This window comes from Actinocorallia populi (assembly GCF_002995495.1).
GTDB lineage: Bacteria > Actinomycetota > Actinomycetes > Streptosporangiales > Streptosporangiaceae > Actinocorallia > Actinocorallia populi.
This window is the reverse complement of record NZ_PVZV01000001.1, coordinates 309,630-328,299: the sequence shown is the minus strand read 5'-3', so window position 1 is coordinate 328,299 and position 18,670 is coordinate 309,630. Positions and strand designations below refer to the sequence as shown.

Here is an 18,670-nt window from a genome sequence, read left to right as displayed (position 1 = left end):
GTGAAGATGGGGTAACTTCGTCCCCATGGCAGTGAGGCGAACACCCTCGGGCACCGGGGACAGGCCGCTCAGCTTCATCGAGCAGGCGCGGCGCGACCAGCTCATCGGGGTCACGGTCGACCTGGTGGCCGAGCGCGGATACGCCGCCGCCTCGCTGGCGCGGATCGCGCAGGCCGCGGGGCTCACCAAGGGCGCGGTGCTCTACCACTTCGCCTCCAAGGACGCCGTCGTGGCGGCGGCGCACGCGCACGTCCTGAACGCGCTGGTGGCCGACGTGGGGGCGGCGGTCGACGCCGCCCCGGCCGACCGGGCCCCGGCCGCCTACGTGCGGCGGATGATCGGCCACCTGACCGAGCACCCGGACCACGCCCGGATGATCATCGAGGCGATGATCAATGTCGACCGCCCCGACGCGGAGGCCCGCTGGAGGCCGCTCGCCGCCCTCCTGCGGAGCGCCCGCGAGGCCCGCGGCCTCGCCCCGGGAACGGACCCCCGCACACTCGCGCTCATCGTCGGCGGCGCGATCGACGCGATCATCGGCGAACGCCTCCAGGACGCCGCCTACGACACCGAGGCCGCCGCCGAAGCCCTCGTCACGATGCTGGAAACCGCGCTCTTCACCTGAGGCCCGCCACTCCTCACAGCGGGAGGCGGGGTGCGGGGGCTTCCTTCATGGGTGGGATGTTGAAGTTGATCCGGAAGGTGTTCTCAGGGTCGTAGCGGGCCTTGAGCGCGGAGAGGCGGTCGAAGTCGGCCGGGGTGTAGGCGGCGGCCACCCGGTCCGGGCCGGTGTCCTGGATGCCGGCGAGGTTGAGGTTGGTGTTCCCGGTGCTCCACGGGCGCATGCGGGTGAGCAGGTCCTCGCGCCGCTTGAGGGCCGCGGGCCGCGTGGTGGAGCCGGTGAAGAGGGAGAACGCGGCGTCGCGGCCGCCTACGCAGTTCGGGACGCGTGGCGGACGGGCGTAGGCGCCGCCGAAGTGCCGCAGTTCGGTGACGAACGGGGCGTCCGGTCCGGCGTGCGCGGTGATGACTTCGACGGCGTCGGAGGTCAGGTCGCGCAGCAGCAGGTTGCGGTCGTCGGCGGCGTACGGTTCGGCGACGGGTTCGTGGTGGATGGAGCCGACCTGGGCGTAGGGCATGTCCCGCACGGTGTCCAGGAGCGTCGGGCCCAGGTCGCGCAGCGGCCGCACCAGCCGTTCGCCTTCGGCCGCGTCTCCGCTGTGGGCGACGCGGACGTGGATGACGAACCGTCCGCGCAGCGGCCCGGGGACGGAGGGCAGGTCGGGGTTGCGGACCAGCAGCACCGAGGAGGCCAGCTCCTCGGGAGCGTGCCGGGTCCATGCGGAGTAGGCGTGCAGCACCTCGGCCGCTGCTTCGCCCGGAAAGTACAGCCCGCCCCCGTACAGCCGCGGAACGGGGAAGAGGTCGATCTCCATGCCCACGACCAGGCCGAAGTTATCTTTTCCACCGCGTACCGCCCAGAACAGGTCGGGGTCGGTCTCGGCCGTCACGTCGCGCAGCCGCCCGTCGGCGGTGACGAGCCGCAACCGGCGTACGTGGTCGGCGGCGAAACCGAACCGGCGGCCCAGCAGCCCCGCGCCGCCGCCCGTCGTGTAGCCGACCGCGCCCACGTGGGGGCTCGACCCGTTCAGCGGCGCCAGCCCGTGCGGGGCGGTGCGCGCCAGCACCCGCTCCCAGCGCGCCCCGGCCTCGACCCACGCGGTGGCGCCCGCCGCGTCGACCGCGACCCCGTCCATGCGCCGCGTGTTGACCAGCACGGCGCCGTCGGCGGACACCGCCGGCCCGTGCCCGGTGGCCATCACCCCCACGGCCAGCCCCCGCCGGCCGGCCGACCGCACCGCGTCCACCACGTCCCGTTCCCCGGCCGCCCCGACCACGTACGCGGGCCGCGACCCGACCGCCCGGTTCAACCCGAGCCGCTCGCCGTCATAACCCGCGTCCCCCGGACGCAGCACCACACCTTCACCCGTGTCCACGAGCGGCAACATACGCACGCGCCCCGCCCGAGGCTTGAACGAATCGGCCGTGCCCCCTGCGCACCGAGCTCGGACACCGGAGAAGCCGCTCCCGATCGACCGGCTCGGCGGGCAGGGCGGTGGGACAGGCGTCCGCGCTCGTCGGTCGGGGCTAAGCGCCGGAGAGCAGGGCGAGGGCGAGCGGGTTCTGGTACTCGCGCCAGTGGGTGATGAGGCCGTCGCGGGCGCGTAGGACGCCGATGAAGGGGGCGGTGGCGCGGTGTTCGCCGAGGGCGCCGGTGATGGTGTATTCGACGACGATGACCTCGGGGTCGGCGGTGTCGTGGACGGCCAGGACGTCGACGGCCTCGAAGCGGACGGGGAGGGCGGCGCGCTGGGGACCGGCGTAGGCGAGGAACGCCTCGCGGCCCTGGATACGGGAGGGCCGGCCGGGTGGGGCGAAGGGCGTCTCGATGACGACGTCGTCGGCGAGGAGGTCGGCGTGGGGTCCGGGAACGGGACCGAGCCATTGGCGGCGCATGTGCTCGAAGACATCACGGGGGGTCGGCATGGTGAACGTCCTTTCCCATTAAGGTGAGTCGGGGCTCATTTTCATGATGCTGAGTGGAGACTCATCTTGTCAACGTCCAAGGGCATGCGCGCGGACGCGCGGATCAACCGGGAGAAGATCCTGGCGGCGGCCGAGGAGGTGTTCGCCGAACACGGCGCGACCGCTTCGACCGAGGAGGTCGCGGCACGGGCCGGAGTTGCGATCGGCACGGTCTTCCGGCACTTCCCCACCAAGGCGGAGCTCCTGCAGGCCGTCATGAAACGGCTGCTGGCGGACCTCCTCGCCCAGGCGGAGGAACTGGCCGCAGGCGACGCGGCGGAAGGCCTGTTCGTCTACTTCACCCGGACGGTCGAGCAGGCGGCCCGCAAGCGAACCGTCATCGACCTGTTGTCACGTGACGGCTCCGGTTTCCAGGTCGCCGAGGCCGTCGCCCTGCTCCACGACGGCGTCCAGGCTCTGCTCCTCCGCTCTCAGCAGGCCGGCACGGTCCGCCCGGAGGTACGAGCGGACGAGGTGGTCGCCCTGCTCGGAGCCGTCTGCCAGGGCGCGGTCCACGGCGCCTGGGACGACGATCTGCGCCGCCGCACCCTCGCCACCCTGTTCCAGGGCCTGGCACCCTGACGGCCCGACCCGCCGGTGCCCCGGCATCCGCCACGCGAGCAGACCGAAAGACCGCCTCCGGCTGTCGACCGGCCGCACTTCCGAGCACGCACACGCCGGTCCAGGCCCGCTCTCTCCCACCGCTCGGCGAAGTCCTCGGACGGCGGGCAGCCGTCACCTTCGAGCACCGGAACGGCACCTCCCGCCCGTACACGAGAGGGAGAGCCCGACACCGGCCCGACGGCCCCACGTCATTCGGTGACCGACGGACCGTGTGTCATGGCTTCGCGTTCATCCCTCGGAGCGGAGCCGCCGGGTGAGCTGGTGGAAGGTGGAGAGGGTGAGGGTGAGGTGGGGGGCGTCGGGGTTCTTGGAGTCGCGTACTCCGACTTGGCCGGGGAGCGCGGTGACTTCGACGCATTGGCCGCCGGTGTCGCCACTATGGCTGCTTTTGCGCCATGTGGTGAACGTCTCGTTCTTCTGATTCATAGAGTGCCCTCAATTGCGCGGATGAGGTTTAGTGAATCGTCGGCTGACATTGCTGCGCTCCGGATGAGGCTAAATCTGATTCCGTATTTCATTACTTTCTCGGGATGGTCTATGACGTGACCATCGATGTGGCCTTCGGTATAGACGAGATGAGGTCCATCGTCGAATTCCATGAGCGTGAAGGTCCCCATGATCCCTGCGTATGATCCTTTGGTCTTGGGGACGACCTGGACGGTGATGTTGGGGGATTCGGCGAGTGATGCCAGGTGGTCGAGTTGTTTTCTGCGCAGCGCTGCATCCCCGATAGGGCGATGGAGGGCGGTTTCGTCGAGGACGAGGACGATCTCTGGAGGGTTTCTTCTGGTAAGGATCTTCTGGCGTTCCAGGCGGGTCTGTATTACTTCCTCAATGGCCTCCTTCCCACGGCCGGGACTAAGTATCTCATAGGCGTAATCGGGGGTCTGGAATAGTCCTGTGACGGTCATGTTCTCGAAGATGCTCATGACTCGGGCCTTGGATTCCAAAACCATGAATCCCGGAAACCCGGGTGGTAGTTCCACGGCCTTCCCGGATCGCTTGATCTCCTTCCACATGGCGTGGAGGACGCCAGGCGTTTTGAAATAGGTGTCCAGATCGATCGCAGTCGCCTCGGATGGGGGCCGTGCTCCCGTCTCGATCTTCTCGATCCACTGCGGTGAACAACCGAGCGCGTCCGCCAGTTTGGCGCGAGACAGTCCTGCCGCTTCCCGATGAGTGCGCACCACCGCGCCGAACGCCCTGATCAGGGGATCTCGGGCCAGTTCGCCTTGTGCCATGGGGGTCCTCTGGTAGGTCCTGCACGCCCGGGTGGGGGGACTCTGGGTGTGACCGGTATGTAGCCGAGAGTATCCGCGCGTCACGATCCTGGTCCCCTGAACCGCGAAAGATCTGGAAGGGGCGCGACCATGGGCGAGCACATGCTGGAGGACCTGCGGGAACGGCATCCGGGCTGGCGGGTGCGGGTGCTGCCTGCGGGCGGCTGGATGGCGACCCGCCGCCGCTGCTCCCTCACCGACGACGAGCTCACCGCCGGTCTGGCCTGCACCCTCCTGGCCGACTCGGCCGAGGACCTCCGTGACGAGCTGTCCGTCCAGCTCGACATCGAGTCCGCCCTGCGGGAGGCCGGGCCGTGCGAGCCCGTCTCGGGGGAGCCCGGCTTGCAAGCGCCTCCTTCGGGGAAACCCTGTCCGGAGGAGTCCGTGTCCTTCCCGGGGGAGGCCGGCCGATGAACGAGGTACCGGTGACGGCCATGGGGGCCGTCGGCTTCGTCCTCCTCATGGTGATGGTGCTGTCCCTGGCCGCGACCCTGGCCTTTCTCGCCCTCTCCGGGCGGAAGGGCAGGCACCGGTGAGCACGGCACCCATGCTTTCTTCGTCGTTCGGGCGAACCGGAGGGGTATCGCCCGGGATCTGCACCATGGAGCCGGGAAGACCCAGCCCGGTGAGCCCCCGAAAGGCGGGAAAACTCATGAAGACCGCCCAGAAATCGATGATCCAGGCTTTCCATGACGAAGCCTGGAAACTCGAAGACGTCCTCACCACCTTCACCCCGGCCGAATGGGACCTTCCGACTCCCTGCGAGCCGTGGACCGTCCGCGACCTCGTCGGCCACCTGACGGTCGTCATCTCCTGGCTCCCCGCGATGCTCACCGATCCCGCGCCGTCCCGTGCCGAGGTCTCCGCGGCCGCCTACTACCGCCCCGACGACCGCTTCTCCCCGCAGACCGACCAGGCCCGCGTCGCCCTCGCCCGCGCCAAGGCCGCCGCCCACGCCACGCCCCCCGACCTCGTCGAGGACTTCGCCGCCACCTGGCGGCTGGCCCATGCCCTCTGCGCGGCCGAGCCCGCACCCCGCGTCGTCCGCACCCGCCACGGCGACGCCATGCTCCTCGCCGACTTCCTCCTGACCCGCCTGGTCGAACTCACCCTCCACGGCCTCGACCTGGCCGCCGCCCTCGCCCGCACCCCGTGGCCGACCCCGCATGCCGCCCGGGCCGTCGAACACCTCCTCCTCGGCGGCGCCTCCCGCCCCGACGGCTGGGACCGAGCCACCTTCCTCCGCAAGGCCACCGGCCGCCTCCCCCTCACCCCCGCCGAAACCCGGGCCCTCACCGACCGGAACATCACCTGGCTCGCCCTCGGCTGAGCCGGGGTTCCGTGCTCGTAGGCCTCTGTCCCAAGCGCGGTGGCGGGCCGGTGTCCGGCGAGTCCACGAGCGGCAACATACGCACGCGCACCCGCCCAGGGCTTGAACGAATCGGCCATGACCGCCCCTCACACCGACCGCGACCGCCGAAGAAGCCACCATCCCGTCGGGGTAAGGCGGACGCCGCACCCGGTACAGGCGCACGCGACGGCCCGGCCCCGCGCCCTCTCGGTGCCCGGCACGGGCAGGCGCCGCTTCCGAGCATCGGAACGCACCCACCCGTACACGAGAAGAAACCGACACCGGCCCGACGACTCACGTCATTCGGTGGCCGACGGACCGTGTGCCATGGCTTCGCGCTCGCGCCGCTCAGCGGAAGGCGGCGGCGTTGTCGCGGGCCCACTCGGCGAAAGAGCGGGGTGCGCGGCCGAGGACGCGCTCGACGTCGGGGCTGATGCGCAGCTCCGCGGGGGTGGGGTCGCCGATGATGGCCAAGGTGGTCTCGACCACGGGCTCGGGCATGAACTGCAGCATCTGCGCGCGTGCCTCCTCGCGGGTCTGCTCGACGAACAGGACGGGTTCGCCGATGGCCGCGCCGATCGCCTCGGCCCGCTGCCGGGGCGTGGTGGGGGCGGGCCCGGTCAGCTCGTAGACCTGTCCCGTGTGCCCGTCTCCGCGCAGGACCGCGGCGGCGACCTCCGCGATGTCGGCCGGGTCGATGAACGGCAGGCCGACGTCGCCGAACGGCGCGGCGACCGTCCGCCGGGCGCGGATCGACTCGGCCCAGGCGTAGGTGTTGGAGGCGAAGCCGCCGGGGCGCAGGATCGTCCAGTCGGCGCCCGACCGCCGGACGGCGTCCTCGATGGACCGTCCGGTGATCCCGTGGGAGGGCGAGTCCGGCCGGGTGGCGACCCCCTGGGAGGACAGCAGCACCACCCGTTTCACCCCGGCGCCCTCGGCGTCGGCGAGGACGGCGTCGATGACGCCGCTCGGGTCGTCGGCGGCCGCCACGAAGTCACCCGAGATCAGCAGGAACAGCGCGTCGGCGCCCTCGAGGGCGGGCCGGAGGCCGGCCGGATCGGTCAGGTCCGCCGCGAAGGCCGCCACACCCCGCGGCACGTCGGATTCGGTGATCTTCCTGGACACGGCGGTCACCGGCTCGCCCGCCTCCGCCAGCAGACCCACCAGCGTACGGCCGACGTTCCCGGTCGCCCCTGTCACCACGATCATTGCGTTCTCCTGTTAGTTAGTTGGCTGACTTAGAAGAACGCTAGCACACCTCCATGGCGGGCTGTCTATAGTCAGTCAGATGTCCGACTCAGTGAAACCCCGGGCACGGGGAGCCGACAAGCGGCGGCGCCTGATGGGCGCCGCCGCCAGAGTCCTGCACGAGCAGGGCGTGGAGCGCACCACCATCGCCGACATCGCCCGCGCCGCCGACGTCCCCGTCGGAAACGTGTACTACTACTTCAAGACCAAGGACGAGCTGGTCCAGGCCGCCCTGGCCGAGCACTCCGAGCACCTCGCGCGGCTCACCGGCGAACTCGACCGCCTCCCCGACCCCCTCGACCGCCTCAGGGCCCTGGTCGAAGCCTGGGTGAGCCAGCGGGAGACCGCGGCTCAGTACGGCTGCCCCACCGGAACGCTGGCGGTCGAGCTCGACAAACGCACCGAGGGCGGCATGGACCTGGAGGCCGGCCGGGTCATCCGCCTGCTGCTCGACTGGGTGGAACGCCAGTTCCGCGAACTGTCCCTCCCCGCCCCCGACGACCTCGCGCTCACCCTCGTCGCCTCCTACCAGGGCATGTCCCTCCTGGCCAACGCCCTCCGGGACCCCGAGATCATGACCCGCGAGGGCGCCCGCCTCCTCCACTGGCTCGACACCCTGCCCACCGGTCCCGCCCACCCGCCCTCCTGAGCCGCCCGGCCGACCTGGTCGTCCACGGCCTCGACCCATCGAGGCCGCCGTCCCGCACTTCCGCCGCGACCCTGACCGGCCGGAACATCACCCGGCTCGCCCCCGGCCGAGCCGGGGCCCGGTGCTCGCAGACCCCTGCCTCAGGCGCGATGGCGGGCCGGTGCCCAGCGAGCGCGGCGCTCACGGCCGACGCGTCGGCCCGCTGCCGGAGGGTGCGCACCTCGCCGACCCCGGCGGCGCGGATCCGGTCGGCGACCGCCTGCGGCGACATGCCGGGGCGACTTGGACCATGGTCTCAGCCGGCGCGTCCGTGAGCATCGCGGCGGGGACGAGGCCGCGCGGCACCAGGAAGTTGTCGCTGCCGTTCTTCTCCAGGGCCTCCGGCACGCGCGACGGCGCACAGCTCGAACTCGCGCTCGCCGATCCCATCGCCCCGGTGCCGGCATCACGGCGATCCACCAACCTGGAGGTAGCCCCAGCACTACCCCGGCGCCGGTTGACGGTTTTAGATTAAGACCTTAATTTAAAAATATGCCGCGACGGGTCGACCCCCTGCAGCGCCGCCGCGAGGTGGCCGAAGCGCTCCTGCGGGTCGTGGACGCCGAGGGGCTGGACGCGGCGAGCATCCCCCGGATCGCGCGTGAGCTGGGGGCCACCACCGGCCTGGTGCAGACCTACTTCCGCAGCAAGGACGAGCTCCTGCTGTTCGCCTTCGACCACCTCGCCGACCTGGTGAACGAACGCGTCGACGCCGCGCTCGCCGACACCGCCCACGAGGGCATCGACGAACGGCTCCTCCGCAGCATGAGCGTGCTGGCCAGCGCGGACGAGGACGAGCAGGACGGCGAGGGGCGGATCTGGCTCGCGTTCCTCGCACGGGCGGCGTTCCACCCGGTGCTGCGCGAACGGCACGTCGCGGGCGCCGAGATGATCCGCGTCCGGTGTCAGCACGCGTTCGAGGTCGCCCGCTCCCTCGGCCAGGTCGACGCGGCCCTCGACCCCCGCGACGAGGCCGTCGCGCTCGCGGCCTTCGCCGACGGCATCGCGCTCCAACGCGCCCTCGAACCCGACCTGGTGACCAAGGAGGCCGCCCGCCGGATGCTCCGCCGCCACATCGGCCGCATCTTCACCACCCCCTGACGAACGGGAGCAACGTTGAGCACTGGACTGGTCCTGTCCCTGGCCGGTCTCGCCCTGGTGGACGGCACCAGCATCGGAACGCTGTTCATCCCGGTCTGGCTGCTGCTGGCGCCCGGCCGCGTCAGGGCCGGACGGGTGCTGGCCTACCTCGCCGCCATCACGGTCTTCTACTTCTGCGTCGGCCTGCTCGTCGTGCTCGGCGCCGGCTCGGCCGCCGACGCCGCGGGCGCGGCACTGGACGGCCGCGCCGCGCTCTGGGTCCAGCTCGCCATCGGCATCGCCCTGTTCGCGTGGAGCTTCCGTTTCGACCCCGAGCGCGCCAAAGGGACCGGCGGCGTCTCCCGGTGGCGCGACCGCGCCACGGCGGAGTCCACGTCGACGGCGTGGCTGATGGGACTGGCCCTCCTCGCGGGCCTGGTCGAGGTCGCCACGATGCTGCCCTACCTCGGCGCCATCGGGATGATCACCACCTCGGAGCTCGGCACCCCTTGGGTGGCGGCGCTCCTCGCCGGCTACTGCCTCCTCATGGTGCTTCCCGCCACGGTGCTCCTCACCGCGCGCGTCACCGCCCGGTCCCGGATCGAACCGCTCTTGCAGCGCATGAACACATGGATCACCGAGAAGGCCGGCGGCGCCACCGGCTGGATCATCGCCATCGCCGGATTCCTCGTCGCCCGGGACGCCGCCGCGCGGTTGTGGTTCCCCCACTTGATGGGCCAAGGCTGGTCCGGATGATGACCTGACGGGTTATTGAGGCCGTGAACGGTGCGGTGGCACGCTTCTCGCATCGGGCCAGGTCAGGCCCGCTTCCGACCGAGGAGGCTCGTATGAGCATGCAGACCGGAGCGCTTCACCGTCCCGCGACCGCCGAAGCCTCGCCCCTGCTGCGCCGCGTCCTGTGGATCGACAGCGTGAGCACCGCGGCCTCCGGGGTCCTCCTGCTCGCCGCGGCACGGCCGCTCGAGGACCTGCTCGGCCTGCCCGTCGCCTGGGGCGTCCCCCTCGGCATCGCCCTGCTGGGCTGGGCGCTGGCCGTCGCCCTCGTCGTCGACCACCCGGACACCGTCCCGCGCCACGTCGCGTTCGTCATCGGCGGCAACGCCCTCTCGGCCGCCGGGCTCGTGGTCCTGGCGCTCACCGACCTGGTCCCCCTCACCGGTCTGGGCGTCGCCTTCATGCTGCTGATGGCCCTCATCGTCGCCGCCTACGCCGAACTCCAGTTCACGGGCCTGCGCCGCTCGACCCGCTGAGCTCCGCTCGAACGGCGAGGGCGTCTCGCGGCGAACGTCCGGGGCGGCCCACCCGCCCCGGACGTTCGCCGTATGCGGGCCGGGAACCCCTGGAGACAAGGCGGCCGGGTCCGCGGCCGGCGGCGGAGGAGAAGGCAGACGGAGGGCGGGGGTGGCACTGGTGCCACCCCGGAAAGAGAGATCAGGGGGAGGGTTTCCCGGAGCAAGATCCGATTGTCTTGACGTATCGGAAGAAACGATGCGGAGGGGCAGAAATGACGGGGTGGCTGGCTGCGAACGCGGCGTCGATCGGGGTGTGGGGGGCGCTGGCCATGGTGCTGCTCATCCCGGCGCTGGAGGCGGCGCTGCCCCTGATCGGAGTGGTGGTCCCCGGGCAGACGGCCGTGGTCGTCGGCGGGATCCTCGCCTACCACCAGCGGGTGCCGCTCGCGGCGATCCTCGCGGCCGCGCTGATCGGCGCGGTGGCGGGCAACTTCGCCGGATACCTGGCGGGCCGCCGCTGGCAGGAGGGGCTGCTGCACCGCGTCCCCGCCCGCTGGCGCAGGCCCGGCCAGACCGACCGCGCCCTGCGCCTGATCGCGGGCCACAGCGGCAAGGCCGTGCTGATCGCCCGCTTCACCGCCGTCCTGCGCACCCTCGTCCCGGCCCTGTGCGGCATGAGCGGCACGCCTTTGCGCGGCTACCTCGTCTGGTCCACCGTGGCCGGAGCCCTCTGGGCGCCCGTCTGCGTCGCGCTCGGATTCGCCGCCGCCCCCGCCCTTCCGCTCTGACTGCCGTGGCACTTACCCCATGCTGACTTCCGTCCGAGTATGTGTTCTCCGCGTCGGCCGCAGGTGGTCTCGTCCCTTCGGAAACCTGGTGTTTCCGCAGTCCGGTACAGGATGATTCCTCAGGGATCTTCGAAATCGGAGACGTATGACCGCCCCGGGTGATAGGTCCTTAGGCCGGGGATGGAGGTGGCATGCCGGGGGCTCGGCCGTTGGACGCTTGGGATCCCCGGCGGGTGGGCCGGTACTCCCTGGCCGAGGTGCTGGGGGAGGGCGGGCAGGGCATCGTCTACCTCGCCGAGGCGGACGGCGAGGCGGTCGCGCTCAAACTGCTGCATCCGCGCTACGTGGCCCGCGGCGCGTCCCGCGACCGCTTCCTGCGGGAGATCGAGGTGGCCCGGCGGGTGTCGGACTACACGGCACGGGTGCTGGAGGCGGGCGAGCACCACGGCATCCCGTACGTGGTCAGCGAGTACATCTCCGGGCCCTCGCTCGCCGCGCGGGTCGCCGACGGCAAACCGGTCGAGGGCGGGGAGCTGACGCGGCTGGCGTCGGGGACGCTCACCGCGCTGGTGGCGATCCACGCGGCCGGGATCGTGCACTGCGACTTCAAGCCCGAGAACATCGTCCTCGGGCCGGACGGCCCCCGCGTCGTCGACTTCGGCATCGCCCGCGCGCTGGAGACCATCACCGCCGACGCGAGCCGCCTCATCGGCACCCCCGCCTACATGGCGCCCGAGCAGGTCGACCCCGACCTCGGCACCATCGGCCCGCCCACCGACCTGTTCGCCTGGGCCGCCACCCTCTGCTACGCGGCCACCGGCGTCTCCCCGTTCCAGGCGGCGACCGTCCCCGCGGTCCTGCACCGGGTCCTCCACCACCATCCGGACGTGTCCGCGCTCCCCGTCCCGCTGCGGGACGTCGTCACCTCCACCCTGGCCAAGGCCCCCGAGCTGCGCCCCACCGCCGCGGACGCGCTCATCTCCCTGCTGTCTCCGCCGCCGCCGCGGGCGCCGGTCCCGTCCGAGGCCGCTGCGCCCTCCGGCCACGACCCGGCGCCAGAGCTGCTCCACGGAGGTTCCCTCGACCACGGGGACGAGGTCACCGCCGTGGCGTTCGGGAAGGTCGGCGGCCGCCCCGTCGCACTGTCGGGCGGGGCCGGCGGCGAGCTGCGCGTCTGGGACCTGGACGGCATGCGCTCCCTGGGCCGGCTCGAGAGCCACCGGCTCGGTCCGTCCCTGCCGTGCGCGGTCGGCACGGTGGCGATCGGCGAGGTGAGGGGCCGCCCGGTCGCGCTCGCCGCGGGCGGGAGCCTGCTGCGGACGTGGGACCTGCGCACCATGCAGATCCTCGGCAGGGCCTCCGTCGGCCACGGCACCCGGATCAGGTCGGTGGCCTTCGGCGAGGTCTGGCGGAGCCCCGTCGCCCTGTCCGCCGGAGACGGGGAGGCGGCGCAGCTGTGGGATCCGATCGACCTGCGCCGGGTGCCGCTGGCCGGTCCGATCAGCGACGCCGTCTCCGTGGCGTTCGGCGGATCGGCCGACCGGCCCCTGGTGCTGTTCGGCGGCGGCGACGGCACGGTGCGCCTGTGGAACCCGGCCGCGATGCGGTTCGTCGGCGAACCGCTCGCCGGACACACGGGAGAGGTCCGCTCGGTGGCCTTCGGCCGGATGAACGGCCGCCCCGCCGCCCTGTCCGCCGGCGCGGACGGCACGGTGCGGGCCTGGGACCTGACCGACCTGCGCCCCGTCGGCGAACCGTTCACCGGCCCCTCGGGCACCGCCGCCTCCGTGGCGTTCGGCGAGGTGAACGGCCGTCCCGTCGCCGCGGCGGGCGGCCGCGACGGGACGGTCCGGGTGTGGGACCTGCACGCCCCGCGCTCCGGCGGCCTGTCCCTCACCGGCCACACGGGCGCGATCACCTCGGTGGCGTTCGGCGAGGCCGACGGCCGTCCCGTCGTCCTGTCGGGCGGCCGCGACGGGCTGATCCGGGTGTGGAACATCCACTCGCATCCCCCGTGAACGGCCCAGGCCCCCGTTCCGCCGGTCAGGCCGCGCCGGACGGGTAGGGGCTCCGCATCGCACCGAAGTAGGACTCGGGTGCTCCTTCCAGGTGTTCGGGCAGCTCGCTCAGGGTGGTGCGCAGCAGCCGTGTCGCGTTGTGCCGGTCGAGATCCTCCCGCGAGCGCCAGACCTCGTAGAGGAAGAACCGGCCGTCCTCCTGCTCGTGGAGGTGGTACTGGAGGCTGCCCTCGTGTCCCCGGGACGGCTCGACGAGGTCCATCAGGAGCCTCCTGAGCTCGTCGGCGTGTCCGGGCCTGGGCGTGAGGAATCCGTAGAGGGAGACGGGCGTCTGCGAAGTCGAGGTCGTCGATGTCGTCGTCATGTGAGCAACGTTAGAATGTGACATAAGTGTCAGATTCAAGTCGCTTCCCCGTGAGGTGGGCCACATGAAGATCGGTGAACTGTCCCGCGAGACGGGCGTCGCCGTGCGCCTCCTGCGCTACTACGAGGCGCAGGGCCTCCTCACCTCCCACCGCAGCGAGGGAGGCCACCGCCACTACGGCGCCGAAGCGCCCGCCGCCGTCGCCCGCATCCGCGCCCTGCTCGCCGCCGGACTCCCCACCAAGGTCATCCGCGAGCTCATGCCCTGCTTCGCCGGCGACGGCACCGAGCTCCAGGCCTGCGTCCTGGACCACCTCAGAACCCAGCTGGCCGACCTGGACTCCCGGATCGGCGACCTCACCCGGGCCCGCACGGCCCTGGGCGACATCCTGGAGTCCTCCACCCGCGCCCTCGCCTCCGCCTGAGGGGAGACCGACGAGAAGCACGACGCCCCCCGGCGGGAGCCGGAGGGCGTCGTGTGCGGCGACGAGGCCTCAGATCAGGTCGCGCAGCGTCAGCGTCTGGTCGCGGCCGGGGCCGACGCCGATGGCGGAGATGGGGGCGCCGGACAGCTCCTCGACGCGCCGGACGTAGGCCTGCGCGTTGGGCGGCAGGTCGTCGAAGGACTTCGCCATGGTGATGTCCTCCTGCCAGCCCGGGAGGTACTCCAGGATCGGCTTGGCGTGGTGGAACTCCGTCTGGGTGGACGGGAGCTCGTCGTGGCGGACGCCGTCGACGTCGTAGGCCACGCACACGGGGACCTGCTCCAGGCCCGAGAGCACGTCCAGCTTCGTCAGGAAGAAGTCCGTGATGCCGTTGACGCGCGCGGCGTAACGGGCGATGACGGCGTCGAACCAGCCGCAGCGGCGGTCGCGGCCCGTCGTGACGCCGTACTCGCCGCCGGTGGTGCGCAGGTACTCGCCCATCTCGTCCAGCAGCTCCGACGGGAACGGTCCCGCGCCGACGCGCGTGGTGTAGGCCTTGAGGATGCCGATGACGCCCTTGACCTTCGTCGGGCCGACGCCGGAGCCCGCGCAGGCGCCGCCGGCCGTCGGGGAGGACGACGTCACGAACGGGTAGGTGCCGTGGTCGATGTCCAGGAGGGTGCCCTGGGCGCCCTCCAGCAGCACGACCTTGCCCTCGTCCAGCGCCCGGTTGACGACCAGTTCGGTGTCGGCCACGTACGGGCGCATGCGCTCGCCGTACTCCAGGTACTCCTCGACGATCGGGTCGACCAGGATGGGCCGCCGGTTGTAGACCTTGGTGAGGACCTGGTTCTTCTCCCGCAGCGACAGCTCGATCTTCTTCTGCAGGATGCCCGGGTCGAACAGGTCCTGGACCCGCACGCCCATCCGGGCGATCTTGTCGCCGTAGGCGGGGCCGATGCCGCGGCCGGTGGTGCCGATCCGGGCCTTGCCGAGGTAGCGCTCGGAGACCTTGTCCAGCGCCCGGTGGTGGGGCATGATCAGGTGCGCGTTGGCCGAGATCAGCAGCCGCTCGCAGTCGATGCCGCGGGCCTTGAGGCCGTCGATCTCCTGGAGCAGCACCCCCGGGTCGATCACCACGCCGTTGCCGATCACGGGGACGACGTCGGGGGAGAGGATCCCCGAGGGCAGCAGGTGCAGGGCGTAGGACTTGTCCCCGATGACGACGGTGTGTCCGGCGTTGTTGCCCCCCTGGTAGCGGACGACGTAGTCGACCTTCCCCCCGAGCAGGTCGGTCGCCTTCCCCTTCCCTTCGTCACCCCACTGAGCCCCGACGAGCACGATGGCCGGCATCTGACGATCTCCTTAAGGCCATGGATAAAGCCCCTGATCGCAAGTGCGACAAGGGGCCTCTTGCGATCAGATCTTACCCGGCTCTGAGCTGCGAGGAAACAGCGGGGTCAGCCCAGTTCGTCCGCCGCCTCGGGGCTGGAGTCCCGCAGGAACGCCCTGCACCGCTGGGCCTCCTCCTCCTCGCCGATGGCCGCCGCGGCCCGTCCCAGGGCGGCCAGCGCCCGCAGGAAGCCGCGGTTCGGCTCGTGCGACCACGGGATGGGTCCGTGGCCCTTCCAGCCGCTGCGGCGCAGCGCGTCAAGGCCGCGGTGGTAGCCGGTGCGGGCGTAGGCGTAGCAGTCGATGACGCTGCCCTTGGCGAAGGAGCGCTCGGCCAGCTCGGCCCAGACCGCCGGGTAGGCGGGGAACTTCGCCGCCACCTCGTACGGGTCCGTGCCGTCGGAGAGCATGCCCGCGGCCTCGGGCACGTCGGGCAGGTGGGTGGGGGGCGGGCCGTCAAGCAGGTTCTGGGTCATACCCGAATGCTAAGCAACCCGCCCCCCGGCGTTCACCCCGAGGGCTACTTGATCTTCTTGCCCGCGGACATCAGGTCCTCGCAGGCGGTGACGATGCGCGCGGACATGGCGGCCTCGGCGGCCTTGCCCCACGAGCGCGGGTCGTACTGCTTCTTGTTGCCGACCTCGCCGTCGACCTTCAGCACGCCGTCGTAGTTGCGGAGCATGTGGTCGGCGACCGGGCGGGTGAAGGCGTACTGGGTGTCGGTGTCGATGTTCATCTTGATCACGCCGTAGGAGACGGCCTCGCGGATCTCCTCGAGGCTGGAGCCGGAGCCGCCGTGGAACACCAGGTCGAACGGCTTGTCCTTGCCGTACTTGGCGCCGACGGCGTCCTGCAGCTCCTTGAGGACCTCCGGACGGAGCTTGACCGCGCCCGGCTTGTAGACGCCGTGCACGTTGCCGAACGTCGCGGCCAGGATGTAGCGGCCCTTGTCGTTCGTGCCGACGGCCTCGGCGGTCGCCAGCGCGTCCTCGACGGTGGTGTACAGCTTCTCGTTGATCTCGTGGGAGACGCCGTCCTCCTCGCCGCCGACGACGCCGATCTCCATCTCCATGACCGTGCGCGCCTTGACGGACTCGGCCAGCAGCTCCACCGCGATCTCGAGGTTCTCCTTCAGCGGTACCGCCGAGCCGTCCCACATGTGCGACTGGAACAGGGGCTCCTGGCCCCGGGCCACCCGCTCCTGGGAGATCTTGATCAGCGGGCGCATGAACCCGTCCAGTTTGTCCTTCGGGCAGTGGTCGGTGTGCAGCGCGATCCGGACGTCGTACTCGGCCGCCACGACGCGCGCGTACTCGGCGAACGCCACGGAGCCGGTGACCATGCTCTTGAGGGAGCCGGACAGGTACTCGGCGCCGCCGGTGGACACCTGGATGATGCCGTCGCTCTCCGCCTCGGCGAACCCGCGCAGTGCCGCGTTGAGCGTCTGGCTGGAGGTCACGTTGATCGCCGGGTATGCGAAGCCGCCCTGCTTGGCGCGGTCGAGCATCTCGGCGTAGACCTCGGGAGTGGCGATGGGCATGTGCGTTCCTCTCATGACGGGGCAGGTCAGCCACCGCCGGAGCGGTGGTGCCGCAGGAGGGTGCGGCGATGGTCTGCCTCAGCCCTTACTATCTCGTACCCCCTCTCCGGACCCGGACAGGGGTTCTGCCTGCCGGTACCTCCCACCAGCACATCTCCACCACTTAGGCCACCTTGTGCCACTGTGGGGTTTTTTAGCTCGCCGTCCTATTTGTTCTATTAATCGGCACCGCGGGGGCGGGTCCGGCGGCACCGGCCGCCACCGCCGCGGGCTCCGGGCGGACACGGAACGGGGAAAGGGAAGACCGAAACCAAGCGTCTCGGTCAGGAGATAACGGATGTGTTTATCTCCTACGGATAGGTCATACCGGTCGCCCCACTCCCTTTGTGTCGATACTCTCTGGCGCGTGGGACGTCACCGGAATGACCCTCAGGGTCTCGCTCGTATCGCGATCATCGTCGTGGCCGTAGCCGTGGTCATCGGCCTGATCGCGGTCGGCGGTTCGGCGCTGGTGCGCTCCATGAACTCCGAGAGCGCCGCCCCGGGCGCCACCGCGTCTCCACAGGAGCAGCCCGCGCAGGTCCTGACCAAGGGCGAGAGCCAGCAGCCCTACGCCAAGCTGGAGGTCGTCGGGCAGAGCGTCAAGGTCTACGCCGCCGAGCCGGGCAACAGCGAGGTCATCTGGAACGGCCTGTTCAACCGGGGCGACATCCGCAACATCAGCTGGAAGGACCTGGACCTGACGATCTCGGACGCGTCCGCGGTCCGGATCACCGTCAAGGGCAAGCGCTTCCAGCTCCCCGCCAAGGGGAACATCAGCATCCGGTTCGTCGGCGGAGTGCCCGAACTCGTCGAATGAGTCCGTCCGTCCGGGACGGTGCCGGCCCCCGGGGGTCGGGCCGGACGATCCGCGCCGCCGCGGCCGCCCGGCCCCGGGTTCACAGGCCCAGCGACTCCAGGTCGTAGGCGTACCGGTACTCCAGGCCCGCCCGCGTGATCGGCTCGGCCGCGCTGCGCTCCACCACGGTCGCCACGCCGACCACCGTCGCACCGGCCTCCCGGGCCGCCTCCACCGCCGTCAGCGGGGAGCCGCCCGTGGTGGAGGTGTCCTCCACGATCAGCACCCGCTTGCCGGCGATGTCCGGCCCTTCGATCCGCCGCTGCATCCCGTGCTGCTTGACGGCCTTGCGCACCACGAACGCGTCCAGCCGCTGCCCCCGCGCCGCCGCGGCGTGCAGCATCGCCGCCGCCACCGGGTCCGCGCCCAGCGTCAGCCCGCCCACGGCGGTGTACCCGAGGTCGGTGGTCAGGTCGAGCATCACCCGGCCGACGAGCGGCGCCGCCGTCCCGTCCAGGGTGATCCTCCTCAGGTCCACGTAGAAGGAGGCCTTCCTCCCCGACGACAGGGTGAAGTCGCCGTGCACCACGGCCTTGGTCTTGATCTCTTCCAGCAGCTCATCGCGATCGCTCACCCCCAAACCCTAGAGCGCCCGGCGGCGTCCGGGCATCGCGCGTCCCGCGAACTGCCACGATGGCCGGTATGACGCCCGGCACTCTCGTTCTCCTCGGTTTCCCCCCGTCCCGCACGCCGTACGGCGAGCTGCGCGCCGCGGGGCACGGCCTCGTGGCGGCCGACCCGCCGGACGCGCCCGAGGCGGGCCCCCGGTACGTGGCGGGGGCCGCGCTGCGGATCGGCGCGGCGGGCCCGCGGACGCCGCTCGTCCTGGTGGCGTACGGCGCGGCCGGTCCGGCGCTGCCCGCGCTCGGCGGCGCGCAGCGTGCCGCGCACCGGCTGGTGGGCGGCTACGTCTTCGTGGACGCGGAGCCGCCCGCGCCGGCCGGCGACTGGCCGGACGCCCCGTGCGGCTACCTGGCGACCTCCCCGGGGGACCCGCGGCTGGACGCGGCGCGGCTGCGCGCCTGGCGTACGGCCGAGGCCGGACCCGCCGGGCTCGCGCCCGCGCTGCTGGAGCTGATCGAGGACCTCTGAACCCCCGCTCCTGGAATCCGCCCGGCCGGAATAACGCTTTGTGG

The 18,670-nt window shown here is 71.5% G+C and carries 24 protein-coding genes; 14 read left to right on the top strand and 10 right to left on the bottom strand.

All coding sequences use genetic code 11. The features are described 5' to 3' along the window. The first annotated feature begins 25 nt into the window (after positions 1-25). Positions 26-625: a TetR/AcrR family transcriptional regulator gene (locus tag C2865_RS01695; RefSeq protein WP_106396489.1), complete on the top strand. Its 600-nt coding sequence runs from the start codon at positions 26-28 to the stop codon at positions 623-625. Positions 626-638: 13 nt separating this feature from the next. On the opposite strand, the gene C2865_RS01690 is transcribed toward C2865_RS01695, so the two are convergent. Both C2865_RS01690 and C2865_RS01685 read right to left on the bottom strand, forming a co-directional pair. Continuing rightward, positions 639-1,997 (bottom strand): FAD-binding oxidoreductase, encoded by a 1,359-nt coding sequence (locus tag C2865_RS01690; protein ID WP_198652814.1) that lies wholly within the window; start codon positions 1,995-1,997, stop codon positions 639-641. Between the two features lie 151 nt (positions 1,998-2,148). Then, positions 2,149-2,547 (bottom strand): nuclear transport factor 2 family protein, encoded by a 399-nt coding sequence (locus C2865_RS01685; protein WP_106396487.1) that lies wholly within the window; start codon positions 2,545-2,547, stop codon positions 2,149-2,151. 66 nt (positions 2,548-2,613) lie between these two features. Between C2865_RS01685 and C2865_RS01680 the strand changes: the two genes are divergently transcribed. Beyond that, the gene (locus C2865_RS01680; RefSeq protein WP_232835287.1) at positions 2,614-3,168 is read left to right on the top strand and encodes a TetR/AcrR family transcriptional regulator; all 555 of its coding nucleotides are present in this window, start codon (positions 2,614-2,616) and stop codon (positions 3,166-3,168) included. Between the two features lie 270 nt (positions 3,169-3,438). On the opposite strand, the gene C2865_RS01675 is transcribed toward C2865_RS01680, so the two are convergent. Further along, complete coding sequence (locus C2865_RS01675; protein WP_106396485.1) at positions 3,439-3,636, bottom strand: DUF397 domain-containing protein; 198 nt, start codon at positions 3,634-3,636, stop codon at positions 3,439-3,441. Next, on the bottom strand, positions 3,633-4,451 hold the full coding sequence (locus tag C2865_RS01670) for a helix-turn-helix domain-containing protein (protein WP_157963516.1): 819 nt from the start codon (positions 4,449-4,451) through the stop codon (positions 3,633-3,635). Before C2865_RS01670 ends, C2865_RS01675 begins: the two co-directional genes overlap by 4 nt. Before the next feature lie 129 nt (positions 4,452-4,580). Between C2865_RS01670 and C2865_RS01665 the strand changes: the two genes are divergently transcribed. The 3 genes from C2865_RS01665 (at position 4,581) to C2865_RS01660 (ending at position 5,820) form a co-directional block, all read left to right on the top strand. Next, entirely contained in the window at positions 4,581-4,904 is a 324-nt protein-coding gene (locus tag C2865_RS01665) for a hypothetical protein (RefSeq protein ID WP_157963515.1), read from the top strand. Further along, positions 4,901-5,026 carry a hypothetical protein gene (locus C2865_RS41280; protein WP_269802684.1) on the top strand — a complete coding sequence of 42 codons (126 nt, stop codon included), beginning with the start codon at positions 4,901-4,903 and terminating at the stop codon, positions 5,024-5,026. Before C2865_RS01665 ends, C2865_RS41280 begins: the two co-directional genes overlap by 4 nt. A 116-nt stretch (positions 5,027-5,142) precedes the next feature. After that, the gene (locus tag C2865_RS01660; RefSeq protein WP_269802683.1) at positions 5,143-5,820 is read left to right on the top strand and encodes a maleylpyruvate isomerase N-terminal domain-containing protein; all 678 of its coding nucleotides are present in this window, start codon (positions 5,143-5,145) and stop codon (positions 5,818-5,820) included. A 369-nt stretch (positions 5,821-6,189) separates the two neighbouring features. Here the strand turns inward: C2865_RS01660 and C2865_RS01655 are convergent, their stop codons facing one another. Beyond that, positions 6,190-7,050, bottom strand: a complete 861-nt coding sequence (locus tag C2865_RS01655; RefSeq protein WP_106396482.1) for an SDR family oxidoreductase — start codon at positions 7,048-7,050, stop codon at positions 6,190-6,192. Between the two features lie 79 nt (positions 7,051-7,129). On the opposite strand from C2865_RS01655, the gene C2865_RS01650 reads away from it, so the two are divergent. The 6 genes from C2865_RS01650 (at position 7,130) to C2865_RS01625 (ending at position 12,916) form a co-directional block, all read left to right on the top strand. Then, a complete protein-coding gene (locus tag C2865_RS01650) occupies positions 7,130-7,738 on the top strand; it encodes a TetR/AcrR family transcriptional regulator (protein WP_106396481.1) in 609 nt (202 codons plus the stop codon). A gap of 531 nt (positions 7,739-8,269) precedes the next feature. After that, positions 8,270-8,878, top strand: a complete 609-nt coding sequence (locus C2865_RS01645; RefSeq protein ID WP_106396480.1) for a TetR/AcrR family transcriptional regulator — start codon at positions 8,270-8,272, stop codon at positions 8,876-8,878. Positions 8,879-8,893: 15 nt separating this feature from the next. Further along, positions 8,894-9,613: a GAP family protein gene (locus C2865_RS01640; protein WP_106396479.1), complete on the top strand. Its 720-nt coding sequence runs from the start codon at positions 8,894-8,896 to the stop codon at positions 9,611-9,613. A 92-nt stretch (positions 9,614-9,705) separates the two neighbouring features. Beyond that, positions 9,706-10,128: a hypothetical protein gene (locus C2865_RS01635; protein WP_106396478.1), complete on the top strand. Its 423-nt coding sequence runs from the start codon at positions 9,706-9,708 to the stop codon at positions 10,126-10,128. 254 nt (positions 10,129-10,382) lie between these two features. Further along, entirely contained in the window at positions 10,383-10,898 is a 516-nt protein-coding gene (locus C2865_RS01630; RefSeq protein WP_106396477.1) for a DedA family protein, read from the top strand. A gap of 191 nt (positions 10,899-11,089) precedes the next feature. Further along, positions 11,090-12,916 carry a WD40 repeat domain-containing serine/threonine protein kinase gene (locus tag C2865_RS01625; RefSeq protein ID WP_106396476.1) on the top strand — a complete coding sequence of 609 codons (1,827 nt, stop codon included), beginning with the start codon at positions 11,090-11,092 and terminating at the stop codon, positions 12,914-12,916. A 25-nt stretch (positions 12,917-12,941) separates the two neighbouring features. On the opposite strand, the gene C2865_RS01620 is transcribed toward C2865_RS01625, so the two are convergent. Beyond that, positions 12,942-13,280, bottom strand: coding sequence for a putative quinol monooxygenase (locus C2865_RS01620; RefSeq protein ID WP_106396475.1), 339 nt, complete (start codon positions 13,278-13,280; stop codon positions 12,942-12,944). Between the two features lie 64 nt (positions 13,281-13,344). Here C2865_RS01620 and C2865_RS01615 point away from each other — a divergent pair, with 64 nt between their 5' ends. Then, entirely contained in the window at positions 13,345-13,704 is a 360-nt protein-coding gene (locus tag C2865_RS01615; RefSeq protein ID WP_106396474.1) for a MerR family transcriptional regulator, read from the top strand. A gap of 69 nt (positions 13,705-13,773) precedes the next feature. Here C2865_RS01615 and C2865_RS01610 read toward each other — a convergent pair whose 3' ends face one another. The 3 genes from C2865_RS01610 to fbaA all read right to left on the bottom strand — a co-directional run bounded on the left by C2865_RS01610 (position 13,774) and on the right by fbaA (position 16,636). Then, on the bottom strand, positions 13,774-15,057 hold the full coding sequence (locus tag C2865_RS01610; RefSeq protein WP_106396473.1) for an adenylosuccinate synthase: 1,284 nt from the start codon (positions 15,055-15,057) through the stop codon (positions 13,774-13,776). Between the two features lie 107 nt (positions 15,058-15,164). Next, positions 15,165-15,572 (bottom strand): DUF3151 domain-containing protein, encoded by a 408-nt coding sequence (locus tag C2865_RS01605; RefSeq protein ID WP_106396472.1) that lies wholly within the window; start codon positions 15,570-15,572, stop codon positions 15,165-15,167. 44 nt (positions 15,573-15,616) lie between these two features. Continuing rightward, positions 15,617-16,636, bottom strand: coding sequence for a class II fructose-bisphosphate aldolase (gene fbaA / locus C2865_RS01600; RefSeq protein ID WP_106396471.1), 1,020 nt, complete (start codon positions 16,634-16,636; stop codon positions 15,617-15,619). A gap of 406 nt (positions 16,637-17,042) precedes the next feature. Here fbaA and C2865_RS01595 point away from each other — a divergent pair, with 406 nt between their 5' ends. After that, entirely contained in the window at positions 17,043-17,495 is a 453-nt protein-coding gene (locus tag C2865_RS01595; protein ID WP_157963514.1) for a hypothetical protein, read from the top strand. A gap of 79 nt (positions 17,496-17,574) precedes the next feature. Here the strand turns inward: C2865_RS01595 and pyrE are convergent, their stop codons facing one another. Then, positions 17,575-18,108 carry an orotate phosphoribosyltransferase gene (gene pyrE, locus C2865_RS01590; RefSeq protein ID WP_106396469.1) on the bottom strand — a complete coding sequence of 178 codons (534 nt, stop codon included), beginning with the start codon at positions 18,106-18,108 and terminating at the stop codon, positions 17,575-17,577. 68 nt (positions 18,109-18,176) lie between these two features. Here pyrE and C2865_RS01585 point away from each other — a divergent pair, with 68 nt between their 5' ends. Next, the gene (locus tag C2865_RS01585) at positions 18,177-18,626 is read left to right on the top strand and encodes a hypothetical protein (RefSeq protein ID WP_106396468.1); all 450 of its coding nucleotides are present in this window, start codon (positions 18,177-18,179) and stop codon (positions 18,624-18,626) included. Positions 18,627-18,670: the final 44 nt, after the last annotated feature.